Below are 21,503 nucleotides of genomic sequence, written 5' to 3' on the forward strand. Positions count from 1 at the left end.
CAGTTTGTTTCATATGCAACGAGTTGTTTGTCTTTGCAAATGAGATAAAAGTCAATATCGTTTTAGATGCAACGATCTTGGATTCTGCCGAAATGTCAGACGAATTTAACCTGTCTTCCTTCTTACCGTACCGGCTTGCGATATTGTCCGAACGGGTCAGCCGCCGCTTGTCGGTTGAATATGAACGGACGCATGGGCTGGTTGCCGCCGAATGGCGGGTGCTGGTGCATCTGCAGCGCTGTGGAACTGCATCGGTCCGCGATATTCGTACCTATGTGAATCTTGAAAAGCCACGGGTCAGTCGCGCGGTTTCCAAGCTTGAAGCGGACGGGTTGGTCACAAAGGTGCCGGGTGATACGGATGCGCGGCTTGTTTCGATTTCTCTGACCGATGCCGGGCACCAAGCGCTGGCTGGCATATTGCCTGCCGCCCGAGAGATCGAAGACCGTTTGCTGGCGGTTGCAAGCCCAGACGAATTGGCAACATTCTACACAGTCATGGAGCGCATGCATCATGCTCTGGACAAGGACCCGCAGGCCAAGCCGCGCTCGGCCATGGATCTGGACGGTGTTGAGACCTGAAGCCAACCCCCTGTTTTTAGGAAGGTGCCGACATTCCCAACGTTTTCAGGATCTCAGCCATCGTCTTGTGCCAACGGTCGCGCAACAAAGCGTTTGTGTTCCGCCGCAGCCCAAGTGATTTCAGAAGCGCGAACCGCTTTGCATCGTCACCACCGAATGAGCCAGCAACGCGGGGCCACCAGTAGGTGACCGAGGCTTGCAAAAGCTCAGCCTCGCCTTGTTCGATCAGTATGATCGCCCCCTCTTTCGCCAACTCACCATGATGTGCTTCGGTCGGAGCGATTGTGCGGAAAGCTTCGGCCAGCGGCTGATATGAAATCGTTAAGTATTCGGCCAGTTGCTCGGCCACAGCACCGCTCATGAGCAGATTCATGATCACCGCGTCTGACCAGCCCGAAAACGGATAGTTGAACACAGCCAGACGCATGTCGTGTTCGGATCGGGTGGCCCCGATATCCGCATCCCGATTCAGCCGCGCCGTCCAGGGGTGATGATTGGCATAACGTTCCGTATCGACGCCGAATTCGCCCATGATGTTCAAAACGCGGTCTGCATGATCCGTTTTTTCAAGCACGATCTTTGAGGCCGCTATGCGTTCCTTGATACCGGGTCCAAGGTTGATCACATCTGCAAAACCTGCTGCCCCTGCCAGCTCGCTGTCGACAAATGTTGCCATCAGTTTCAACAGTTCTGCGCGATAGCGTGGCGGAACGTTTGACGGGTTGGTCAATACACCGCCCGAGGCAAGATAGGTGTCGAGGGTCATAGCGTCGTTCATATCGGGTTCCTCGCTACTGATCGTAATCCACGACCACGCGGTCTGTCAGCGGATAGGCCTGACAGCTCAGCACGTAGCCCTTCGCAACCTCGTAATCCTCAAGCGCATGGTTGGCGAGCATCTCAACCTCGCCTTCCAGTACCTTGCAGCGACAGGTCGAACACACGCCGGCCTTGCAGGCAAAGGGGGCGTCCATTGCGTTTTCCAAGGCGGCATCAAGCACGGACATGTCCTTGGGAATGGTCAGGGTCTGCGTTGAGCCATCCAGCGTAATGGACGCACTGGTCTGATTGTCCGTCCGGTCGGCATCGGCCGTGCTCGCCTTGCGCTTTGCGCGACCGGGCTGCGCGCTGGCGAACAGTTCGAACTTGATCTGGCCATCATCCAGCCCGTGGTCGCGCAGGGCGGCGGCAATCCCCAGCATCATTGGTTCAGGCCCACAAATGAACGCCGTATCGACGTTTTCGATATCGACCCAGTGCTTGAACAGGTCCGCGCATTTTTCCTGTGTGACCAACCCGGTGAACAGGTCGATTTCCTGGGAATCCGTTTCCAGAATATGGATTACATTCAAACGGCCCATATAGAGGTTCTTGAGGTCCTCCAACTCCTCGCGGAACATGATCGTGTTGATGCCTTTGTTGGCATAGATCAGCGTAAACCGAGACTGGGGTTCACGGGCGAGGGTGGTTTTGAGGATCGACAGAACCGGCGTCACGCCAGATCCACCGGCAAAACCGAGATATTGCTTTTCGGCACTAGCATCGATGGGAGCGTGGAAGCTGCCCATAGGCGGCATGGCCTGCACAATGTCTCCGACACTCAGTTCAGCGTTTGCCCAGCCCGAGAACGCGCCGCCATCAACACGTTTGATGCCAACCTGCAAAACGCCATCGTCCTTGCCTGCGCAGATCGAGTAGGATCGGCGCAGTTCTTCGCCCTCAAAATCGCGCCGGAATGTCAGGTACTGACCGGCGGTAAAGTCGAACTGATCCGCCGCCCCGTTCATGGGTTCGAGCGTCACAACCACCGCATCGCGGATCGTTTTGTGAATATCGGTGACTTTCAGATCATGGAAACGTGCCATCCGGTTCTTCTCCTCAGATGCACTTGAAATAATCGAAGGGTTCCAGACAGTCGGTGCAACGCCAGTGCGCCTTGCACGGGGTCGAGCCAAACTGGCTGACCTTTTCAACTGCCTTGCTGCCGCAATGTGGACAACGCTCGGGGCCGCCTGCCGGTTGCGGGGGGGCGATCCCGTATTCTTCCAGCCGGGCGCGGCCTTTGTCACTCAGCCAATCTGTGGTCCAGGCGGGCGAGATGGTGGTTTTGATCCTCAGATCCTTGATCCCGTGATCCCGCAGCGCCGTTTCGATGTCCATCCTGATGACAGAAGTTGCAGGACAACCGGAATAGGTTGGGGTAACCGTCACGGTCAGCGTTCCAGCATCCCATTGCACATCGCGCACGATCCCAAGATCGACCACTGAAATCACAGGGATTTCAGGGTCGGGCACAGCATCCAGCCATTTCCAAATCTGGTCTGTCGGCACCCGGTCCATATCAGCTTACCAGCTGGCGCCGGGATAGGCGCGTTGAAGCCATTGCATTTGAGTCAGCAGGTGCCCCAGATGTTCGGTATGCATTTGCCCGTTGCGCCCGCCCTTATGTGCAAATGCGCTGTCGGGGATGGTCAGCGTTGCATCCGCCAGAACACGTTGGACCAATGTGTCATATTCGGTGCGCAGATCGGCGGGATTGGGGGCGATGCCAGCGCCTGCCATCTCTGCGTCGACATTGTCGCCGGAGAACATTTCACCAACATAGGGCCACAGATAGTCCAGCGCCGCTTGTATCCGGTCGTGGCTTTCCGCCGTTCCGTCGCCCAATCCAACAACCGTGTCGCTTGAGCGTTCCAGGTGATAGGTGACCTCTTTGCTGGCCTTGGCCGCAATGGCCGCGACACGGTCGTCTGAGGATTTGATCAGACGCCCCAGCATAATCGAATGCCATGCATCAAACAGGAACTGGCGCATCAGGGTTCGGCCAAAGTCTTCGTTCGGAACCTCGACCAGCAGAACATTGCGAAAATCCCAGGCATCGCGCAGGAACGCCAGCTCATCTGCGCTTTTGCCACCGTCGATTTCGCCTGCAAGGCCAAGCCACATCTGGGTTTGGCCGATCAGATCCAGTGCGGTATTGGCCAGTGCGATATCCTCCTCCAGCACGGGGGCATGACCGCACCATTCGCTGACGCGGTGGCCGAGGATCAGGGTATTGTCCCCCATCCGGAGCAAAAACTGCAATAAAGCCTCATCGCGGGTCATTACATCGCCCCCAATTCATCGGGGATGTCGAAGAATGTCGGGTGACGGTAGACCTTGCTTTCGCTGGGCTCATAGAGCGGGCCTTTGTCACTGGGGGATGAGGCCGAGATATTGTTCGCCTCGACCACCCAGATCGACACGCCTTCGTTGCGGCGGGTGTAGACATCACGTGCGTTCTTGATCGCCATTTCCGCATCTGGGGCGTGCAGTGAGCCGACATGACGATGGCTCATACCGTGCTGACCGCGGATAAAGACTTCCCAAAGGGGCCATTCGTTTTTCATCGGGTTTCCTCCTCAGGTCAGGCTTATTCAGCGGCCACTTGACGGGCGCGTTTCTTCTTGGCGTGGGCCAGCAGGCCGTCCCGCACCCATTGCCCGTTGTCCCAGGCCTTGTTGCGCGCGGCCAGACGGTCGGTGTTGCAAGGACCATTGCCCTTGATCACATCAAAGAACTCGGACCAGTCCGGTTCTGAAAAGTCATAGTGGCCGCGTTCTTCGTTCCATTTCAGGTCCGGGTCCGGGACGGTCAGCCCCAGGAATTCAGCCTGCGGCACGGTCTGATCGACGAATTTCTGACGCAGTTCGTCGTTGGTATTCATCTTGATCTTCCAGGCCATAGATTGGGTCGAATGCACCGAGTCCTTGTCGGATGGCCCGAACATCATCAGCGACGGGTACCAGAAGCGGTTCAGGGCATCTTGTGCCATCTTCTTCTGTTGGGGTGTGCCTTCGGCCATCTTGCGAATGGCATCGTACCCCTGACGCTGGTGAAAGCTTTCTTCCTTGCAAATCCGGACCATGGCGCGTGAGTACGGCCCGTAAGATGTCCGCTGAAGCGGCACCTGGTTCATGATCGCGGCCCCGTCGACCAGCCAGCCCACCGCGCCGATATCGGCCCAGTTCAGCGTGGGGTAGTTGAAGATCGAGGAATATTTCATCCGACCGTCCAGCAGCATCTCGGTCAACTCGTCCCGACTGACGCCCAGAGTTTCCGCCGCGCAATAGAGGTACAACCCGTGTCCGGCCTCATCCTGCACCTTGGCCAGCAGGATCGCCTTGCGTTCCAATGTGGGCGCGCGGGTGATCCAGTTGCCTTCGGGCAGTTGTCCGACGATTTCGGAATGGGCGTGCTGACCAATCTGGCGGATCAGCGTTTTGCGATAGCCTTGCGGCATCCAGTCCTTCGGCTCAATCTTGATGTCCGCGTCGATCTTTGCCTGAAATTTGGCAAGCTTTTCGGGGTCATCATTCGTCGCCTCGGATTTAACCATTTGTGCGTACATCTTGTGTCCTCCATTCAGGTGACCCAGACTTGAACCGATCAGCACTGTCCGTTCGGTGATCTGCCTGTCAAACCCGTTCCAAAATCAAAGCAGCACCCTGTCCGACACCGACGCACATGGTGCATAGCGCGTAACGACCGCCTGTCCGGCGCAATTGATACGCAGCCGTCAGCACCAATCGCGCGCCGGACATGCCAAGCGGGTGGCCTAAGGCAATAGCGCCGCCATTGGGGTTTACATGCACTGCGTCGTCAGGCAGGCCCAACTCTCTGAGCGTTGCCAATCCTTGCGCGGCGAAGGCCTCGTTCAACTCTATCACATCCATCTGTTCGATGGTCAGCCCGGCCCGGGCCAGCACCTTTCGGCTGGCCGGAACTGGGCCAATCCCCATAACGCGTGGCTCAACCCCGGCAACGGACATACCCACGACCCGCGCAATCGGGGTAAGGCCGCTCTTTGCAGCCGCCCCCTCATTCGCCATCAATATCGCCGCCGCACCGTCGTTGACGCCCGATGCATTACCCGCTGTTACCGTGTTTTCTGGAGCGTTCACCCCTTTGAGGCCCGACAGTTTTTCTGCCGTTGTGCCCGGGCGCGGGTGTTCGTCAGTATCGATTACAACCGGATCGCCCTTGCGCTGGGGAACCCAGACCGGGGTGATTTCATCCGCGAGCAGACCCGCTTTGTGCGCGGCGGCCCATCGGGCCTGACTGCGCGCGGCGAAACTGTCCTGATCTGCGCGGCTGATACCGTAGTCTTCCGCCACGTTGTCAGCGGTTTGTGGCATTGAATCAACGCCATAGGCCTGCTTCATCTTGGGGTTCACAAAACGCCAGCCAATCGTTGTGTCATAAACCGCATTGCTGCGCGTGAACGCGGATGTCGCTTTGGGCATCACAAATGGCGCGCGGGACATGCTTTCAACCCCGCCCGCGATCGCCAGGTCATAGTCCCCTGCCTTGATCCCGCGGGCCACCATTCCAACCGCATCCATCCCGCTGGCACACAGACGGTTCACCGTGGTTCCAGGCACCTCGACCGGCAATCCGGCCAACAAGGCAGCCATCCGCGCCACATTCCGGTTGCTTTCACCAGCCTGATTGGCATCCCCATAGATGACATCATCCACGCTGGACCAGTCCACTTGCGGGTTCCGTTCTTTCAAAGCGGCCAGCGGAATAGCCGCCAGATCATCCGTGCGGATCGAGGACAGCGCACCACCATATCGCCCGATCGGAGTGCGCGTCGCATCGCAAATGAATGCATCCATCCGTGAAGTCTCCTACGTGCTCACGTTATTCATAGACCGTATGGTCGGTTTATAGGGTTCCCGCCGATTCGCGGCAAGCATTATGTTACCGAAGAATAGCATATTTTACGATTTCTGTAACATATCGAATCGTCACCACCGATGCTTGCCACGAGTTGTCCGTGATCCAGCTTAGCTGTTCAATTCAGCTTCCAGCGCAGAGAGCTTTGGCCGGGGCAACCGGTCCAGAAGGTCGGAAACAGCCGCTCGGCATTCAGGCCCTTTCCAATCAACTGGAAGAAAATTTGCTGGCAAGACCGGGTGGCGCAGTACGATGCGGCGCCAATTGTGCACGACGAGAACGCGTAACATCGCGGTTTCCATCGGATCATCCGCACCGGTTCTGGGTAGAAGACCATCGACGACATGAACAGATTCAAGGAAATCAGCATATGCGGCTTTCAACGGTTCCGGCCCGAACAGGTCTCGCAACCATTCAGGAACCGAAATGGCGCTGGTTTCATAACCCAGCAATTCCTCCAGACCATCCGGCATTGGTCCTGACGCCATTGCGCTTGCCGGATTGAGCGATACATAGTCCCCGGTCAGCAAGAGGTCTGCCAGTTCTTTTCGGGATGTGTCGGTGTTGTTTGCAATCAGCACATGCCAGATATTCGGCATATCTACTTCACGTCCATAAATGCGCGGCGCGGCGGATGCACTTTGATTGCGGCCATATTCCGTAAGGTGATGGGTGCTGGCGCGCCCGATGCGGGTGCTATCGATCCACCCGTCTTTGCGCAATCGATGCAAGGCAACCCTTGTTGCCTCGGACTTGATGCCAACACGACCCGTCAACGCCGTAATCAGCGTACCGCTGATCTGGTCTGATTTGTGTTGCGCAAGATCGCCAAAAATCGTGACCAACACCGACCACACCCGCAGGGAGGCGGTGGATGTCAGTTGACTGACACAAGAGTCAAACCAGTCGGTAGGCGCGTCTTTCATGGCCGCAGTATAGGCGGACCGGATTGAATTGCCATCCGGCCCAAGACCTTTAGTAGGCCACCATCGTCAGCAACTCGTATTCAGCGACAAGCTCATCATCCTGCTGGGTCAAAGTGACGTGCCAGCGCACCTCGCCATACGCGTCATTGCGCTTGGTCCTCGACTTGACGGTCAGGCGCACCTTAATGGTATCCCCGGCCACAACCGGTTTCATGAAACGCAACCCTTCAAGGCCCGTATTCGCCAGGACAGGGCCCTCGTTCGGTTCGACAAACAACCCGGCGGCGAATGACAAAAGCAGGTATCCGTGTGCGACGCGACCAGGGAAGAACGGGTTCCTCTCCGCCGCATTCTGATCCATGTGCGCATAGAACGTATCGCCTGTGAATTCCGCAAAATGTTCGATGTCGTCCATCGTTACTATGCGCGGCTGTGTGTGGAGTGTCTCGCCAATGGCAAGATCGTTAAAGCGGCGGGTGAAGGGGTGGGCGGGGCCTTTGATTTCTGTCGCGCCCGGAACCCATTTGGACCCGATCGCTGCCAGAATGTCAGGAGACCCCTGTATAGCAGTGCGCTGCATATAGTGTTTCACACCCCGCACGCCGCCCATCTCCTCGCCGCCACCGGCGCGGCCGGGGCCGCCATGGACCATATGGGGCAGCGGAGAGCCATGGCCGGTGGATTCTTTCATCGAGTCGCTGTTGTTGAAGTAAAGCCGCCCGTGATAGGCCCCGGCGCCCATGGCGAATTTGCAAGCTACATCCGTGTCATGCGTGATGACCGACGCAACCAAAGAGCCTTGTCCCTTATTGGCCAACTCAATCGCGTGATCGGTATCGCGGTATCCCATGATTGTGCTGACCGGCCCGAAGGCCTCAGTGTCATGAACGCGTGTAGCCGCATCCGGATTGGCGCAATGGAACAGCATCGGCGGCAGGAAAGCCCCCTTGTCGGCATCTGCGCCGTCAACGGCAAAGTTATCCGGGTCGCCAAACACACGCTCGGCTTCTTGCCCAATGACCGCGGCCTTTTCCAGTACATCCCGTTTTTGACTATTCGAGACCAGCGCCCCCATGCGCGTGGTTTCAAGTTTCGGGTCGCCGATGACCGTTTTGGACAGGCGCGAGGAAAGGGCTTCGATCACCGCTTGTACCTGTGGTTCAGGCGCGATGATCCGGCGGATTGCAGTACATTTCTGACCTGCCTTTGTGGTCATCTCGCGCTGAACTTCTTTGATGAACAAATCAAATTCTGGCGTTCCCGGTTCTGCGTCGGGGCCCAGAACCGAACAATTCAGGCTGTCTTGTTCGGCAACAAACCGTACTGAATTCTCAAGAATGACAGGGTTGGAGCGCAGTTTCAGCGCCGTGTCGGCCGATCCGGTAAAACTGACCACATCCTGCAGGGTCAGACGATCCAGCATATCCCCCAGACCGCCTGAAACAAGCTGCAGCGCCCCAGCTGGCAGAATGCCCGAATCCAGCATCAATCGTACGCACAGTTCGGTGACATAGCAGGAATTCGTCGCCGGTTTGACAATCGCAGGAACACCGGCCAGCAAGGCCGGGGCGAGTTTTTCCAGCATGCCCCAAACCGGAAAGTTGAATGCATTGATATGGACTGCCACGCCCTGAAGTGGGGTGCAGATGTGCTGGCCCAGAAATGTGCCGTTGCGCGACAGGTGCTCAACATCGCCGTCCAGATATACATGGCCGTCCGGCATCTCTCGGCGGCCTTTTGATGCGAAAACGAACATGGTGCCGATCCCGCCATCGATATCGATCAGGTGATCCGATTGCGTGGCACCTGTATTGAACGACAGGTCATACATGACCTGCTTATGCTGTCCCAGATACAGAGACAGCGCCTTGAGCATCTTGGCGCGTTCGTGAAAGGTCAGCTTACGCAGTGCGGGCCCGCCAATGTTGCGGGCATAGTCCAGCATGCCCTGCACATCCAAGCTGTTGTTGCCTGCGGTCGCGATCACCTCGCCCGTTACGGCGCTGGCAATAGTGCGGGCCCCGTCGCCCGGGGCAATCCATTCGCCTGCTGCGAAACTTGAAACCTGTTGGATTGTCATGAGCCACTCCTCAGTCCTGAGATGATCTGCGCCGATTTGCGCGCCGTAAAGATGAGCATATTATTAACCGTATGGTCGGTCAATAATTAACGACTGGCTATTTGTTGCTTTGGTCAAGTCAAACCTCCGCTGGTAGCTGGGCGAAGCCGCGAAAACGGATGCGCCCGCCGCGTATTGCGCCGTCTGTGATCTGATAGTTTGGAAAACGGCCCAGAAACCGACTGACGGCAATTTTACCCTCCATTCGGGCCAGGGTCAGACCGACGCAGGTATGAGGGCCACCGGCAAACGCATGGTGCTTGTTAGGCCTGCGGTCCAGCTGCATGTCATCAGGCTGGTCAAACTGCCTTGGGTCCCGGTTGGCTGCCCCGATACATAAATGAATATCGGTACCCGCCGGGATGGTATGACCATGAAACGTGACCTCTTCGGTGGTCAGGCGGTTGCCAAACTGGTTCGGGCTTTCCAAGCGCAGAAACTCATCCATCGCTGTGGTGATCAACTCGGGGGAGGCCAGCAATTCGGCTCGTTTATCTCGATGTCTGTCCAGCAACTCCAGCGCGTTGCCGATCAGATTTGTTGTGGTTTCGTGCCCTGCATTCAGGATGAAAATGCAGTTCTGATACAGCTCAACCTCGGTCAGGCCGCCATCCGCGTCATCCTGAATCAACCGGGTCAGAACATCCGTGTTCGGGTTTCCAGGGTTGCGTCTTCGATCATCAACAACATGGCGCAGAAACTCTTTGAACTCAGTGACAGCGCGATTGCCCCAGTCTTCTTGCTCAGGCGTCAATTGCGGTTCCAAGGCACCAAGAATGGCCAGAGACCAATCCCGCAAGGGTCCGCGTTCGGATCGGGGAATGCCGAGCAAGTTGCCGATGATTTCAATTGGGATTGCCCCGGCAAAATCCTCGATCAACTCCACACGGCCTTTAGCCTGCATCTGATCCAGCAGAGCATCGACCAGGTGGATCAAACCCGGTTCCATCTGCGCCAAAGCGCGCGGATTCATTGCCCCAACCATCACCTTGCGGACACGGGTATGCAGGGGCGGATCATTGAACACCAGACTGGTGGTGTGGTGTTCGTATAAGGGGCTGTCGACCCCGTATTTGGGGCCAAACACTGCTTTTTTGTCCGAGATGAACCGCGTCGTGTCCCGATAGACCAGATCCAGATCCTCGTACCTCGACAGGATCATTGAACCGTCAGGCTGCGGGCAAACCGGCATCTCCTCGCGCAGCGCTGCATAGGCTGGATAGGGGTCATCGTGGAACCCTTCGGGAAGCGCGGTCAGAGAAAACATCAGTGACCCATCGCCCCCATATGCTCGGGCAGGACCAGCACTAGCCACGGCACCAGCACGATCAGGGCCAGACGGAAGATATCGGCAATCCAGAACGGCGTAACACCTTTGAAGATCGTTCCGGTCGAGACATCCCCGACCACGCCTTTCAAGATGAACACGTTCAGGCCAACTGGCGGTGTAATCAGGCTGATCTCTGTCACCACAACAACCACAATGCCGAACCAGATTGGATCATAGCCCAGTGATGTCACAAGCGGGAAAAAGATCGGCACGGTCAGCAGGAGCATCGACAGCGATTCAAACACGCAGCCCAAGATGATGTAGATGCCCAGGATCATCAGGATCACCACAAAGGGTTCTACATCATAGGCGGTGACCAACGCGATCAGCGCTTCGGGCAAACCGGCGAGGTTGATGAAGTTCGAAAATATCTGCGCCCCGATCAGGACCGAAAACAAGGCCGCAGCGGTAAACGTAGTTTCTTTCAGAACTTCAAACGTGGAACTCAGGCTCAGCCCGCCACGCGACAGGGCAATCAGGAAGGCGCCCATGGCCCCCATACCAGCGGCTTCCGTCGGGCTGAATGTCAGGTTCAGCGGATGAAAGTCAAAGGCACCATAGAGCCCGCCGATGACAAGAAAGAACAACAGCAGCACAGCCCAGACCGAACGCAGGGCTTTCAATCGCTCACCCCAACCATGCTTCTCACCAGCTGGTCCGGATTCCGGTTTGCGCCAGACGGTCCAACGGACCGCAAACAAGTACAAAAGGATGCCAAGAACACCAGGGATGATCCCGGCGACGAACAGCTTGCCGATGGATGTTTCGGTCAACAGACCATAGATCACCAGGATCACGGAGGGCGGGATCAGAATGCCCAATGTGCCGCCTGCTGCGATTGAGGCAGTCGAGAGCTCATCCGAGTACCGGTAGCGGCGCATTTCCGGCATCGCGACTTTGGACATCGTGGCCGCCGTGGCCAAGGACGAGCCGCAGATGGCTGAAAACCCGCCACAGGCCGCAACCGTGGCCATGGCGATGCCGCCTTTGAAATGGCCCAGAAATGCATTCGACACAGCGTAGAGTTCGCGTGCCAGCCCGCCTTTGTTTACGAACAGCCCCATCAGGATAAACAGCGGAATAACCGAGAGGCCATAATCCTGTGCGGTGTCGGTGATCTGGCGACCGACCATGGACATGGCCGCTTTCAAACCCCGTTCCGACAGGATGCTTCCACCACGCTCATACGCAAAGCCCAGTGTCCCGACCAAGCCCATTGCGAACACAATTGGCAAGCGCAGCAGCACGAGCACAAGAACAAGGGCAAAACCGATCAGCGCAGCAGTCATTGCTGGTTCTCCGACAAAACGTGGGGGGCGAAGATGTGCAGAAACCCGGTTGTGATCATCGCAACGGCCGTGACCGCGGTGGATGCGGCGATGAACCAACCGATGTAAAAAACTGGAATCGATAGATACTCGGTCACATCCCCATAGTCTCGCGCCCGCTCAGCCAGAATCCAAACCAGTTGGATGGGCCAGATCAAAATGATGCCCGAGACCAGATAGACAATTGCATCCCGTGCGCGGCTAAGGCGGTAACGTGAAAACAGCCCGTCGGTCAGATCAACGGCGATCTGGCCCTTTCCCGCTGACACCATCGGCAGGACCGAGAAAACAAGGATGGCCATCAGAATACGTGTCAGTTCGGTTGCCGCCTCAATCGGGGCATTGAAGACTGATCGCAACACGACGTCAAAGAACGTCATCACCATCAGAACGAACAACGCCAAACAGGCAAGTATCGTCGGGGCGACGCTAACGCGACGCGCAAGGGTCACAAAGGATTGCATGTAGAGTTCCCGCAAGCTGGGGGTGGCCAGCGGTTTGATTCCGCCAGCCAGGCTTGGTTACTGCGATGCCATTTCGTTGACGATCAGGTCATAGGCGGCCTGTGCGTCGACGCCTGCACCATTGACTTCATCAATGACCTTGGCACGGACATCCACGGCAATCGTGTTGAATTTTTCCAGGTCTTCGGCAGACGCGGTGTTGATTGCATTGCCCTCGGTGCCCTCGGTTGCCTCGCGACCTATCGCGTCGATCTCATCCCAGATTTTACCGATTTCACGGCTCAGGGGCTCTCCGAACACATTGTCGTCGAGCGCTTTTTGAAGATCGGCGGGCAGATCGGCAAACGTGTCTTCATTCATGATGAAGGCGAAGGATCCACGGTACAGACCGCCGGGAACTTCATAGACGTTCTGCGCCACTTCGGTCAGCTTGAAACCTTTACGAGATTCAAAGGGCATCACAACGCCATCTGCTGCTTTCGATGCCAGTGTCTCGTACACTTTCGGGGCCGGCACCTGGATGCCGGTTGCGCCAAGTGCTGCACCGACATCGCCGCCAACACCACCCGGGATACGAACCTTAAGGCCCGAAACCTCGTCCAGCGACGTAACCGGGTTGCTGGAATGCAGCTGCGCCGGGCCGTGGGTGTGCAGGGCAATCACTTTCACGCCGCGATGTTCGTCCGCAGCTTTCAGGTGCTTGTCATAGGCGCGCCAATAGGCCACCGATGCGGCCTCGGCCGAGCCCTCATAGCCGGGCAGTTCGATCATTTTGGTGGTGACAAAGCGACCGGGCTGATAGCCGTGGAAGATGATCGAGGCATCCGCCGCCCCGTCCATGATCAGGTCCATCTGGGCGGGTGGAGGCGCAATGCCCAGCTTCAGTTCCGCGGTGACCTGGCCATCCGTGGCCTCTTCGACCATCTCAACGAATTTGGGCCACATCTTGGCGTTGATGCCGTGGGTCGGTGGTGCCCAACTGGAAATCGTCAGCGTGTAATCCGCCGCCAGCGCCACGGTGCCTGAAACGGCCAAAGCTGCCGACGCCAGCAAGGTGCTTAACTTGGTGAGTTTCATGTTCAGTGCCTCCCTTTGAAACATGCATTCAGAATGCGCTAATGGTTACTTTTGTAACCATCAACATGTTATTGGCGTTTTGTTTGGGTCGCGATGACCCAAGACGCGGGGCTTTCTTCCGCCACAACCCGCATGGTTGCCGCGGATGCGCGGCTTCCGATTTCTTTGCGATAGTTCATAGGCCCGCCGCGCCAGCGCGGGAAGCCATAGCCATGGATTTGAACCATATCGACGGCCTCTGCGTTTTCGGCGATCCCTTCTTCAATGATCAGGTCGCCCTCATTGGCCAATACGGCCAGAAGACGCGAAGAAATATCTTGAGTGGTAAAGCTTCGCCGGGTGATACCTTCGACGGCTGAATAGGTTTCGATCAGCGCCTCAACTTCGGGGTCGCGGATCGGTTTGCGATCTCCGGCTTCGTATCGATACCAACCTTTTCCCGAGCGCTGGCCAAGTCGGCCCATCTCACAGAGTTGATCGGCAATGGTCACATAGCGTTCGTTCGGATCGCGTGTTGCTGCATTGCGTTTTCGATTGGCCCATGCGATCTGCAGCCCGGTCAGATCTTGCAGTTCGTAAGGGCCCATGGGCATTCCAAAGTCGCGCATCGCCTGATCCACCTGATAAGGCAGGGCGCCATCCGCCAGCAGATAATCCGCTGCGCGGCGATAGGCGGCCAGCATACGGTTGCCGATGAATCCATCGCAGATGCCAGACAGGACCGAGATCTTGCGCAGTTTCTTACCCAGCGCGAACCCTGTGGCCACCACTTCGGGCGCCGTCTGGGGTGTATGCACAATCTCAAGCAGTTTCATCACATGGGCCGGGCTGAAGAAATGCAATCCGATGCAACGCGCCGGGCTTTCGATGCCTGCGAAGATTTCATCCGGGTCAAGATACGAGGTGTTGGTGGCCAGAATGGTATCAGCGCTCATATGCTGAGCCAGTTCGGCAAAGACCTGTTGCTTGACCGATATATCCTCGAACACCGCCTCAATGGCCAGTTGCGCATCCGCAGCCTCAGCATAGCTGTCAACGGCGCGAAACCGGGACAGGGCATTCTGGAATTCAGCCTCGGTCATCTTTCCGCGTTTGACAGCACCGTTCAACAGACCGTCAACCCGGTCATGAGCGGCGGTTACTGCCTCGGTGTCCCGCTCAATCAACGTAACGGACAATCCACTGCTCAGCGCGGCGGTTGCGATGCCAGCCCCCATCAAACCGCCACCGACAACGGCAATGCGTTGAATTTCACGCGCCTCGACACCCTTGATCATGGCCGGTTTTGAGACTGAGCGTTCGGCAAAGAACGCATGCCGCAAGGCGCGGCTTTCCGCGCTTTGCCGCAGCGCCATATGAAGGGCTCGTTCTTTCGCTTGCCCCACCGAAAACGGTTCTGTCGCCCAGCCTAGCGCGGTCAGGTTTTCCATTGGTGAACGCTGCCCCTTGGCGCGCTTTTCCAGTTTACTGCGCGAGACCTCAATCAGGTCAGGCGCAAAATCCGCAACAGGGCGTTGGCTGACGGGCACTGGGCGTTTCGGCAAATCAGAGACAAAGCGTTCAACCGCATCTTCCACAGGGTCAGCCACCAGATCGACGGCACCGTGCCGTTGCATAACCTGGGCCTTCAGGATTTTGCCTGAACAGGCCAGGTCAATCGCGAGGTCCATCCCCACAAGGCGTGGCAGACGTTGCGTGCCGCCCGCGCCGGGGATCAGCCCGACATTGACCTCGGGCAGTCCGAAGCCGGTGCCGGGTGCCGCAATGCGCCATGCGCAGGCCATCGCAATCTCAAACCCACCGCCCAGAACATTGCCATGCATGCAGGCGATGAATGGAACCTCACTGTCTTCAATCATCTGAATGACATCCGGCAAATGCGGCTCGACTGGCGGTCTGTCGAATTCAGACATGTCGCCACCCGCGACAAAGGTCCTGCCAGCGCATCGTAACACTGCAACCCGTGCGCCTTTGACCGCAGTAATGGCATCGACCAGTCCCTGACGAACGCCGACCGAGGTCGCATTCACCGGCGGATTGTCAATGGTGACCCACGCAACATCGCCCCTTAGTTCAAAGCTCACAGGTGACGTATGCGGCATGTCTGCGCCCTTCAGATGGTCCGGATTCGAAACTGATTCATATATTGACCAACCGTTCGGTTAATGCAATGCTTTAATTCAACAGGCATCAGGCGGGACAGTCATGAGCGATACGATTCTTGTAGAAGATCATGGGTATTGGGTGGAAATCACCTTAAATCGACCCGACAAGCTGAACGCGTTCAATGATGAGATGCATGAGGCGTTGCAAAATGCCCTGAAATCTGCCCGGGACAGCGGCGCACGTGCGATCCTGCTGACGGGCGCGGGCCGTGGGTTTTGTGCCGGTCAGGACCTTGGCGACCGCGATCCGTCAAAAATGGATGGCCCCCCTGATCTGAGCGTGACCGTCCGGACCTATTACGCCCCGTTGGTGCGTTTGATCCGGTCGCTGAATTTTCCCGTTGTCTGCGCAATAAATGGCGTCGCCGCCGGGGCCGGGGCTAATCTGGCACTGGCCTGCGATATGGTCCTGGCCGGTGAAAGTGCCAAGTTCATTCAAAGCTTTGCCAAGGTCGGCTTGATCCCTGATACGGGCGGTAGTTGGCATTTGCCACACTTGGTTGGAGAAGCGAGAGCCAAAGGCCTGGCACTAACCGCTCAACCCTTATCCGCACGCCAAGCGGAGGAATGGGGTCTGATCTGGAAGGCACTTCCTGATGAGGAGTTGCTGACCGAAGCGCGGTCTTTGACCAGCCAATTGGCCAATGGCCCAACCGTTGGGCTGGGCAAAACCAAACAGTGTATTCAGGCTGCTGCGACAACCACGCTTTCGGATCATCTTGAAATCGAAGCGGACGCCATGAAAATCTGTGGGGAAAGCGCGGATTATGCAGAAGGCGTATCCAGCTTCCTCGAAAAGCGTGCTCCGCGGTTTCTGGGCAAATGACAATGACCCCGAAAGAACGCGCAACCAAATCCGCCGCCGCCATGTGGGCCAATGACGAGGCCAGCAAATGGTTCGGGATGGAGCTTGTCGAAGTTGACGAAGGCCGCGCCGTTCTGGCTTTGACGGTCGCGCCGCATCACTGCAACGGGCATGGGATTTGCCATGGTGGTGTGACACACGCTTTGGCAGACAGCGCGTTTGCCTTTGCGTGCAACAGCCGCAATGTGGCGACTGTCGGACAGCACACGATGATGAGCTATCTGGCGCCCGGGCAATTGGGTGATCGGTTGACCGCAACGGCCACCGAAACCACGGTTGCGGGTCGTAGCGGTGTGTATGACGTGCGCGTCACCAACCAGGATGACATCATAATTGCCGAGTTCCGGGGCATGTCCCGTGCAATTGGCGGACAGAATTTTGACGAATAGAACGACGTCGGAGGAGCAACACTATGGATGACCTCTCACCGAGCAAAGCGGATTTGGATCCGATAGAAATTGCCTCGATTGATGAAATCCGTGCAACACAACTTGACCGCCTGAAATGGTCCGTTCGACATGCCTATGACAACGTTGCGATGTATAAGCAGCGCTTTGACGAGGCTGGCGTGCATCCCAATGATTTGCAGCACCTCTCGGATCTGTCGAAATTCCCGTTCACCTACAAGAACGACCTGCGCGACAACTACCCATTTGGCCTTTTTGCGGTTCCTCGTTCAGACGTGATCCGGCTGCATGCGTCATCCGGCACGACCGGCAAACCAACGGTTGTGGGCTATACCAAAGGCGATATCGACAATTGGGCCGATCTGGTTGCGCGGTCGCTGCGGGCGGCTGGTTTGCGAAAAGGCGATATGATCCACAACGCCTATGGCTATGGCCTGTTTACCGGTGGTCTGGGCGCCCATTACGGGATCGAACGGCTGGGTGCGACCGTTGTACCGATGAGCGGCGGACAAACCGAAAAGCAGGTTGGTCTGATCACCGATTTCCAACCCGATGCAATCATGGTGACGCCGTCATATATGCTCAATATCCTCGAGCAGTTTCACAAGGCGGGGCTTGATCCCCGGAAAAGCTCTCTCAAGGTTGGTATCTTCGGCGCAGAACCTTGGACTGATGCCATGCGCGCTGAGGTCGAAGCTGCGTTTGATATGCATGCGGTCGATATTTATGGCCTGTCCGAGATCATGGGGCCTGGTGTTGCCAGCGAATGCGTTGAAACAAAGGATGGCCCTGTGATCTGGGAAGATCATTTCCTGCCCGAGATTATCGACCCGACGACAGGAGAAGTTCTGCCGGATGGCGAAACGGGTGAGCTGGTCTTTACCACATTAACCAAAGAAGGGTTGCCGATGATCCGCTATCGCACGCGCGATCTGACCTGCCTTTTGCCCGGAACGGCGCGTTCAATGCGGCGGATGGCCAAGATAACGGGTCGCAGTGATGACATGATGATCCTGCGGGGTGTCAACGTATTCCCCAGCCAGATCGAAGAACAGGTCATGGCGACGGGGGGTCTGGCCCCTCACTATCAGATCGAGCTGTACAAATCCGGTCGCATGGACGCGATGCGGGTGTTTGTTGAGGCAACAGAGGGGTCGACGGATGAAATGTCCAAAACGGCAGCGGCCCGTATGCTGACAAAGCGCATCAAGGACATGGTTGGTGTCTCAACGGAAATTGTTGTAGGTGATCCCGGCGACGTCGAACGCTCTCAGGGTAAGGCAAAGCGCATCATCGACAACCGCGACAAGGAATAGGCCATGGCACGAACAATCGCCAAAGACCATGACCAGAAACGGGAACAGATCCTGAAGCGCGCGGCAAAGATTTTTGCGGATCAGGGTTTTGACCGCGCCTCCATGACATTGTTGGCAAAAGAATGCGGGATATCGAAGGCGAATATATACCATTACTATGACAGCAAGGATGCCATCCTTTATGACATCCTTGAAACCTATCTTCGTGAGCTGCGTGATCGTATCTGCAATGTCGAGTTGAACGGGCTGAGCCCCGAGGAAAAACTCCGCAAAGCGGTGCGCGAAATCCTGTACGCCTATCAAGGGGCAGATGATGAGCACCGGGTTCAAATCAGCGGCATGGGCTCTTTGAGTCAAGACCAGCAGAAGATTCTGCGCGCCTACCAGTTGGACTTGGTGAGCTTCATTCGTGAGATTTTGAAAGAACTGTCCCCGGACACCTTGGGCCATGACAAAGACAAATTGCGCGGCGCGACGATGTCAGTCTTTGGTATGCTCAACTGGTACTACATGTGGAATACGGGGGCCGGAACCAAGGCGCGTGCAGATTATGCTGACCTTGTTTGCACCCTGACAGTCCATGGTATTCGAGAACTGTAGGCGCACGCTGATCAGAGGCCCAGTTGTGGGATTCGCTTGAACTTTGCCGTCTCACCGTCCCATCCCCTTTTTGCTACCAGCGAGGCAATACAGACCCGCAGTGTCGGAGCAAGAGTTTGAAAAATCCGAATGAAGCACTCCTGTCGCAGATTACGTTAGGCTGCTGAAATACCGAAGGTGTTTGCATTGAACTGGAGCCGAAATGGCTTGGACCCAGTGTTTCAGATCTTGCGTTTTGGTAGGTTCACCGAAAGCAATCCGGCTGTACTTTCCCAATGGCTTTCCGCATAAGTGCGACATGTCAGTTATCGAATATGTCTACTCTGCCCATTCCGCTTATGCCTATTTGGGTTCGGCCGAGCTGGCGCGGATTTGCGCCCGGCACGATGCTACCCTGATCCACAAACCGGTTTTGTTGACGCCGGTGGTTGAAGCACAAGGCAGTCAGCCTTTCCATGCGCGGACGCAGGCCCATGTGGACTATTTCTTTGGGCGAGAAATCGAACGCTGGGCCGAGTATCGTGACGTTCCCGTCGTCCGGTTTCGACCTACATATCATGATGCGGATTACAGCCTGGCATCTGGGATGATCATCGCGCTGGGCGAGACGGGGCAAGGGCCCGATGCTATGGCGCATAGGTTGCTCGAGGCCCATTGGCGCGACGATGCAGACCTTTCCGATACCGAAACGCTTGCGGTCGTGGCGGCAGAGCTGGGTCATGATCTTGTGGCGCTGTTGGATCAGGCGGGATCAGAGCAAATCCAACAAAAACTGCAGGACAACTCAACCTGGGCCAGAGAGCGCAACATCTTTGGCTCACCCACCTATATCGTGGACGGAGACCCGTTCTATGGTCAGGATCATCTGGGCCTCGTGGAACGCGCCCTTGAGCGGCCGTTCCAGCCTTCGGCGTGGACCAACCCAGCGGTTGACTGATACCATAACACACCGCGTTTGACGCTCCAGAGCGACGAAACGTTTTTTACACAGGCGCAGCTAGGTATACCCGGATACACGCCTTTGGATTGGCCGTCCGGGGGGGGAGATCTACAAAAGCCGATCTCCTCCTGATCACAACGGTTTCTAGCGGCTCAGCCCTGTTGGCGTGACCTCGTAGCCGGGTTCCTCGGGTTCGTCATCTGTCATCTCGGCGGGGAAGCCAGGGGCGCGGATGTCCAGCCCGGTTGCGTCTTCCAGACGGCGGATGATGTTTGGTGAAAGCTCCCGATCGCCATAACGGGCGATGCCATCGTCGAAGATATTGCAGATCAGCGGTGAGATTTCCAAGGGCACATTGTTGCGCTCGGCAATCTCCTGAAACAGCCCGATATCCTTTTTCACAAGGTCCATGGTGAACGAAATATCGCGCGACCCGTTCAGGATGACCTGACTTTCCGTGACATGACTAAAGGAATTGCCAGACGATATCGCGATGGCCTCATAGGCGGTGTTGAGGTCCATCCCGGCGGCCTTGGCCACAACCAGCGCCTCGGCATTGGCCACCAGATGAACGGTGGCCAGATAGTTGGTCAGCACCTTCAGCATCGAGGCCGAGCCCAACTCGCCCGTGTGAAGAACCCGGCGACCAAGGGTTGTCAGCAAGGGCAGGACCCTTTCAAACGTGGCGCGATCACAGCCCGCAAAGATCGAGATATTGCCTGTATCCGCACGATGGCAGCCCCCCGAAACCGGGCAATCCACCGCAGCGCCCCCGGCAGCAATAACCAGATTGCCAAGACGAACAGCCTCGGCCTGATCGGTGGTGGACATTTCCATCCAGATCTTACCTTCGCGCACCTCGGGAAGCATCTGTTGCAACACGGCGTCGCAGGCCGCGGGTGACGGCAGGCAGGTGATGATCACGTCGCACTCCCGCATCATCTGAGCCGGGTTTTCCCCGGCTGTCGCGCCTAGCGCAACTTTTTCGGCCACGAATTCGGCGTTCAGGTCGTGGACCATCACATCATGCCCATTGCGGATCAGGCTGCCGCTCAACTTGCCGCCGACATTGCCAAGGCCGATAAATCCGATTTTCATTGTTCTGCTTCCTGTTGTTCTGAGAAGTTATAGACCACATCGCCAAAACGATGCTGGGCGAAGCCGTAGACAAACTCAAGGCTCTCATCGCTGGCGGTCACACCGTGTTCGGCCCCACCGGGAATGAACACCGCCATGCCCGGGTGCACGGCGGTGGCTTTGCCTTCGATGGTGACCTCGCCGTGGCCCGAAACAAAATAGTAGAATTCGGCCGGTTCGTGACGATGAAGCGGCAAGCGACCGAAGGCCGGAAGATGGGCGGTGCCCAGAACAATATCGTCCGAGTTCATTCGATCTTTGCAGATCAGTGTTCGCCAGGTGATCTCGCCAAATTTGGGGTCGAAGCCGCCCTCGATCGGGGTATCATCGCGAAACGCAAACCACGGGTTTTGCGGCGCGTCACTTGCGGGGCAGGGCTCTAGAGCCAGGTTAAGGTCCATGTCGGACATATTGCTTCCTCCCAAGCAAATTAAGTTTCTTTGACCGAAGTTGCCCGCAAGCTGTGTTCGGCGCCTTGGGCCAGCCCCCTGGGCGGAAAGTGCCGGGGGCTGGCCTGTTGCGTATGG

The 21,503-nt window shown here is 57.0% G+C and carries 22 protein-coding genes; 6 read left to right on the forward strand and 16 right to left on the reverse strand.

Annotated elements, in window-relative coordinates:
• The first annotated feature begins 92 nt into the window (after positions 1–92).
• A complete protein-coding gene (locus tag AC2FGE_RS03375; protein ID WP_496817781.1) occupies positions 93–581 on the forward strand; it encodes a MarR family winged helix-turn-helix transcriptional regulator in 489 nt (162 codons plus the stop codon).
• 16 nt (positions 582–597) lie between these two features.
• Here AC2FGE_RS03375 and AC2FGE_RS03380 read toward each other — a convergent pair whose 3' ends face one another.
• The 14 genes from AC2FGE_RS03380 to AC2FGE_RS03445 form a co-directional block, all read right to left on the reverse strand.
• Complete coding sequence (locus AC2FGE_RS03380; protein WP_496817782.1) at positions 598–1,359, reverse strand: Phenylacetic acid catabolic protein; 762 nt, start codon at positions 1,357–1,359, stop codon at positions 598–600.
• Positions 1,360–1,372: 13 nt separating this feature from the next.
• Complete coding sequence (locus AC2FGE_RS03385; RefSeq protein WP_496817783.1) at positions 1,373–2,446, reverse strand: 2Fe-2S iron-sulfur cluster-binding protein; 1,074 nt, start codon at positions 2,444–2,446, stop codon at positions 1,373–1,375.
• Between the two features lie 13 nt (positions 2,447–2,459).
• Complete coding sequence (paaD, locus tag AC2FGE_RS03390; protein WP_496817784.1) at positions 2,460–2,921, reverse strand: 1,2-phenylacetyl-CoA epoxidase subunit PaaD; 462 nt, start codon at positions 2,919–2,921, stop codon at positions 2,460–2,462.
• A gap of 6 nt (positions 2,922–2,927) precedes the next feature.
• A complete protein-coding gene (gene paaC / locus AC2FGE_RS03395; RefSeq protein WP_496817785.1) occupies positions 2,928–3,686 on the reverse strand; it encodes a 1,2-phenylacetyl-CoA epoxidase subunit PaaC in 759 nt (252 codons plus the stop codon).
• The gene (paaB, locus tag AC2FGE_RS03400) at positions 3,686–3,970 is read right to left on the reverse strand and encodes a 1,2-phenylacetyl-CoA epoxidase subunit PaaB (protein WP_496817786.1); all 285 of its coding nucleotides are present in this window, start codon (positions 3,968–3,970) and stop codon (positions 3,686–3,688) included. Before paaB ends, paaC begins: the two co-directional genes overlap by 1 nt.
• Before the next feature lie 23 nt (positions 3,971–3,993).
• On the reverse strand, positions 3,994–4,971 hold the full coding sequence (gene paaA / locus AC2FGE_RS03405; RefSeq protein WP_496817787.1) for a 1,2-phenylacetyl-CoA epoxidase subunit PaaA: 978 nt from the start codon (positions 4,969–4,971) through the stop codon (positions 3,994–3,996).
• 67 nt (positions 4,972–5,038) lie between these two features.
• The gene (pcaF, locus tag AC2FGE_RS03410) at positions 5,039–6,241 is read right to left on the reverse strand and encodes a 3-oxoadipyl-CoA thiolase (protein WP_496817788.1); all 1,203 of its coding nucleotides are present in this window, start codon (positions 6,239–6,241) and stop codon (positions 5,039–5,041) included.
• A 171-nt stretch (positions 6,242–6,412) separates the two neighbouring features.
• On the reverse strand, positions 6,413–7,228 hold the full coding sequence (locus AC2FGE_RS03415) for a PaaX family transcriptional regulator C-terminal domain-containing protein (protein WP_496817789.1): 816 nt from the start codon (positions 7,226–7,228) through the stop codon (positions 6,413–6,415).
• 49 nt (positions 7,229–7,277) lie between these two features.
• Positions 7,278–9,308 carry a phenylacetic acid degradation bifunctional protein PaaZ gene (gene paaZ / locus AC2FGE_RS03420; protein ID WP_496817790.1) on the reverse strand — a complete coding sequence of 677 codons (2,031 nt, stop codon included), beginning with the start codon at positions 9,306–9,308 and terminating at the stop codon, positions 7,278–7,280.
• A gap of 118 nt (positions 9,309–9,426) precedes the next feature.
• Entirely contained in the window at positions 9,427–10,614 is a 1,188-nt protein-coding gene (locus AC2FGE_RS03425; RefSeq protein WP_496817791.1) for a cytochrome P450, read from the reverse strand.
• A complete protein-coding gene (locus AC2FGE_RS03430) occupies positions 10,614–11,966 on the reverse strand; it encodes a TRAP transporter large permease (protein WP_496817792.1) in 1,353 nt (450 codons plus the stop codon). Before AC2FGE_RS03430 ends, AC2FGE_RS03425 begins: the two co-directional genes overlap by 1 nt.
• Complete coding sequence (locus AC2FGE_RS03435) at positions 11,963–12,469, reverse strand: TRAP transporter small permease (protein WP_496817793.1); 507 nt, start codon at positions 12,467–12,469, stop codon at positions 11,963–11,965. Before AC2FGE_RS03435 ends, AC2FGE_RS03430 begins: the two co-directional genes overlap by 4 nt.
• A gap of 57 nt (positions 12,470–12,526) precedes the next feature.
• Positions 12,527–13,546 carry a TRAP transporter substrate-binding protein gene (locus AC2FGE_RS03440; RefSeq protein ID WP_496817794.1) on the reverse strand — a complete coding sequence of 340 codons (1,020 nt, stop codon included), beginning with the start codon at positions 13,544–13,546 and terminating at the stop codon, positions 12,527–12,529.
• Positions 13,547–13,614: 68 nt separating this feature from the next.
• Positions 13,615–15,648, reverse strand: a complete 2,034-nt coding sequence (locus tag AC2FGE_RS03445) for an FAD-dependent oxidoreductase (RefSeq protein ID WP_496817795.1) — start codon at positions 15,646–15,648, stop codon at positions 13,615–13,617.
• Between the two features lie 103 nt (positions 15,649–15,751).
• On the opposite strand from AC2FGE_RS03445, the gene paaG reads away from it, so the two are divergent.
• From paaG to AC2FGE_RS03470, 5 genes are all read left to right on the forward strand, one after another.
• Entirely contained in the window at positions 15,752–16,537 is a 786-nt protein-coding gene (gene paaG / locus AC2FGE_RS03450) for a 2-(1,2-epoxy-1,2-dihydrophenyl)acetyl-CoA isomerase PaaG (RefSeq protein WP_496817796.1), read from the forward strand.
• A 2-nt stretch (positions 16,538–16,539) separates the two neighbouring features.
• Entirely contained in the window at positions 16,540–16,965 is a 426-nt protein-coding gene (gene paaI, locus AC2FGE_RS03455) for a hydroxyphenylacetyl-CoA thioesterase PaaI (protein WP_496818290.1), read from the forward strand.
• A gap of 23 nt (positions 16,966–16,988) precedes the next feature.
• Positions 16,989–18,299, forward strand: coding sequence for a phenylacetate--CoA ligase PaaK (paaK, locus tag AC2FGE_RS03460; protein WP_496817797.1), 1,311 nt, complete (start codon positions 16,989–16,991; stop codon positions 18,297–18,299).
• 3 nt (positions 18,300–18,302) lie between these two features.
• A complete protein-coding gene (locus AC2FGE_RS03465) occupies positions 18,303–18,899 on the forward strand; it encodes a TetR/AcrR family transcriptional regulator (RefSeq protein WP_496817798.1) in 597 nt (198 codons plus the stop codon).
• A gap of 298 nt (positions 18,900–19,197) precedes the next feature.
• Positions 19,198–19,836 carry a 2-hydroxychromene-2-carboxylate isomerase gene (locus AC2FGE_RS03470; protein WP_496817799.1) on the forward strand — a complete coding sequence of 213 codons (639 nt, stop codon included), beginning with the start codon at positions 19,198–19,200 and terminating at the stop codon, positions 19,834–19,836.
• A 147-nt stretch (positions 19,837–19,983) separates the two neighbouring features.
• On the opposite strand, the gene AC2FGE_RS03475 is transcribed toward AC2FGE_RS03470, so the two are convergent.
• Positions 19,984–20,937: an NAD(P)-dependent oxidoreductase gene (locus AC2FGE_RS03475; protein ID WP_496817800.1), complete on the reverse strand. Its 954-nt coding sequence runs from the start codon at positions 20,935–20,937 to the stop codon at positions 19,984–19,986.
• Positions 20,934–21,386 (reverse strand): cupin domain-containing protein, encoded by a 453-nt coding sequence (locus AC2FGE_RS03480; RefSeq protein WP_496817801.1) that lies wholly within the window; start codon positions 21,384–21,386, stop codon positions 20,934–20,936. The genes AC2FGE_RS03475 and AC2FGE_RS03480 overlap by 4 nt, the downstream gene beginning before the upstream one ends.
• Positions 21,387–21,503: the final 117 nt, after the last annotated feature.

The sequence above is a fragment of the Ruegeria sp. YTSA075 genome (assembly GCF_059610245.1).

What these genes read in the sequence shown, in the direction of transcription:
- AC2FGE_RS03425 (WP_496817791.1), bottom strand. Translation starts at nt 10,614, where the DNA reads ATGTTTTCTCTGACCGCGCTTCCCGAAGGGTTCCACGATGACCCCTAT.
- paaD (WP_496817784.1), bottom strand. Translation starts at nt 2,921, where the DNA reads ATGGACCGGGTGCCGACAGACCAGATTTGGAAATGGCTGGATGCTGTG.
- AC2FGE_RS03470 (WP_496817799.1), top strand. Translation starts at nt 19,198, where the DNA reads ATGTCAGTTATCGAATATGTCTACTCTGCCCATTCCGCTTATGCCTAT.
- paaC (WP_496817785.1), bottom strand. Translation starts at nt 3,686, where the DNA reads ATGACCCGCGATGAGGCTTTATTGCAGTTTTTGCTCCGGATGGGGGAC.
- AC2FGE_RS03415 (WP_496817789.1), bottom strand. Translation starts at nt 7,228, where the DNA reads ATGAAAGACGCGCCTACCGACTGGTTTGACTCTTGTGTCAGTCAACTG.
- paaI (WP_496818290.1), top strand. Translation starts at nt 16,540, where the DNA reads ATGACCCCGAAAGAACGCGCAACCAAATCCGCCGCCGCCATGTGGGCC.
- paaB (WP_496817786.1), bottom strand. Translation starts at nt 3,970, where the DNA reads ATGAAAAACGAATGGCCCCTTTGGGAAGTCTTTATCCGCGGTCAGCAC.
- AC2FGE_RS03375 (WP_496817781.1), top strand. Translation starts at nt 93, where the DNA reads ATGTCAGACGAATTTAACCTGTCTTCCTTCTTACCGTACCGGCTTGCG.
- pcaF (WP_496817788.1), bottom strand. Translation starts at nt 6,241, where the DNA reads ATGGATGCATTCATTTGCGATGCGACGCGCACTCCGATCGGGCGATAT.
- AC2FGE_RS03465 (WP_496817798.1), top strand. Translation starts at nt 18,303, where the DNA reads ATGGCACGAACAATCGCCAAAGACCATGACCAGAAACGGGAACAGATC.
- paaA (WP_496817787.1), bottom strand. Translation starts at nt 4,971, where the DNA reads ATGTACGCACAAATGGTTAAATCCGAGGCGACGAATGATGACCCCGAA.
- paaK (WP_496817797.1), top strand. Translation starts at nt 16,989, where the DNA reads ATGGATGACCTCTCACCGAGCAAAGCGGATTTGGATCCGATAGAAATT.
- paaZ (WP_496817790.1), bottom strand. Translation starts at nt 9,308, where the DNA reads ATGACAATCCAACAGGTTTCAAGTTTCGCAGCAGGCGAATGGATTGCC.
- AC2FGE_RS03385 (WP_496817783.1), bottom strand. Translation starts at nt 2,446, where the DNA reads ATGGCACGTTTCCATGATCTGAAAGTCACCGATATTCACAAAACGATC.
- AC2FGE_RS03380 (WP_496817782.1), bottom strand. Translation starts at nt 1,359, where the DNA reads ATGAACGACGCTATGACCCTCGACACCTATCTTGCCTCGGGCGGTGTA.
- AC2FGE_RS03475 (WP_496817800.1), bottom strand. Translation starts at nt 20,937, where the DNA reads ATGAAAATCGGATTTATCGGCCTTGGCAATGTCGGCGGCAAGTTGAGC.
- AC2FGE_RS03445 (WP_496817795.1), bottom strand. Translation starts at nt 15,648, where the DNA reads ATGCCGCATACGTCACCTGTGAGCTTTGAACTAAGGGGCGATGTTGCG.
- AC2FGE_RS03440 (WP_496817794.1), bottom strand. Translation starts at nt 13,546, where the DNA reads ATGAAACTCACCAAGTTAAGCACCTTGCTGGCGTCGGCAGCTTTGGCC.
- AC2FGE_RS03435 (WP_496817793.1), bottom strand. Translation starts at nt 12,469, where the DNA reads ATGCAATCCTTTGTGACCCTTGCGCGTCGCGTTAGCGTCGCCCCGACG.
- AC2FGE_RS03430 (WP_496817792.1), bottom strand. Translation starts at nt 11,966, where the DNA reads ATGACTGCTGCGCTGATCGGTTTTGCCCTTGTTCTTGTGCTCGTGCTG.
- paaG (WP_496817796.1), top strand. Translation starts at nt 15,752, where the DNA reads ATGAGCGATACGATTCTTGTAGAAGATCATGGGTATTGGGTGGAAATC.
- AC2FGE_RS03480 (WP_496817801.1), bottom strand. Translation starts at nt 21,386, where the DNA reads ATGTCCGACATGGACCTTAACCTGGCTCTAGAGCCCTGCCCCGCAAGT.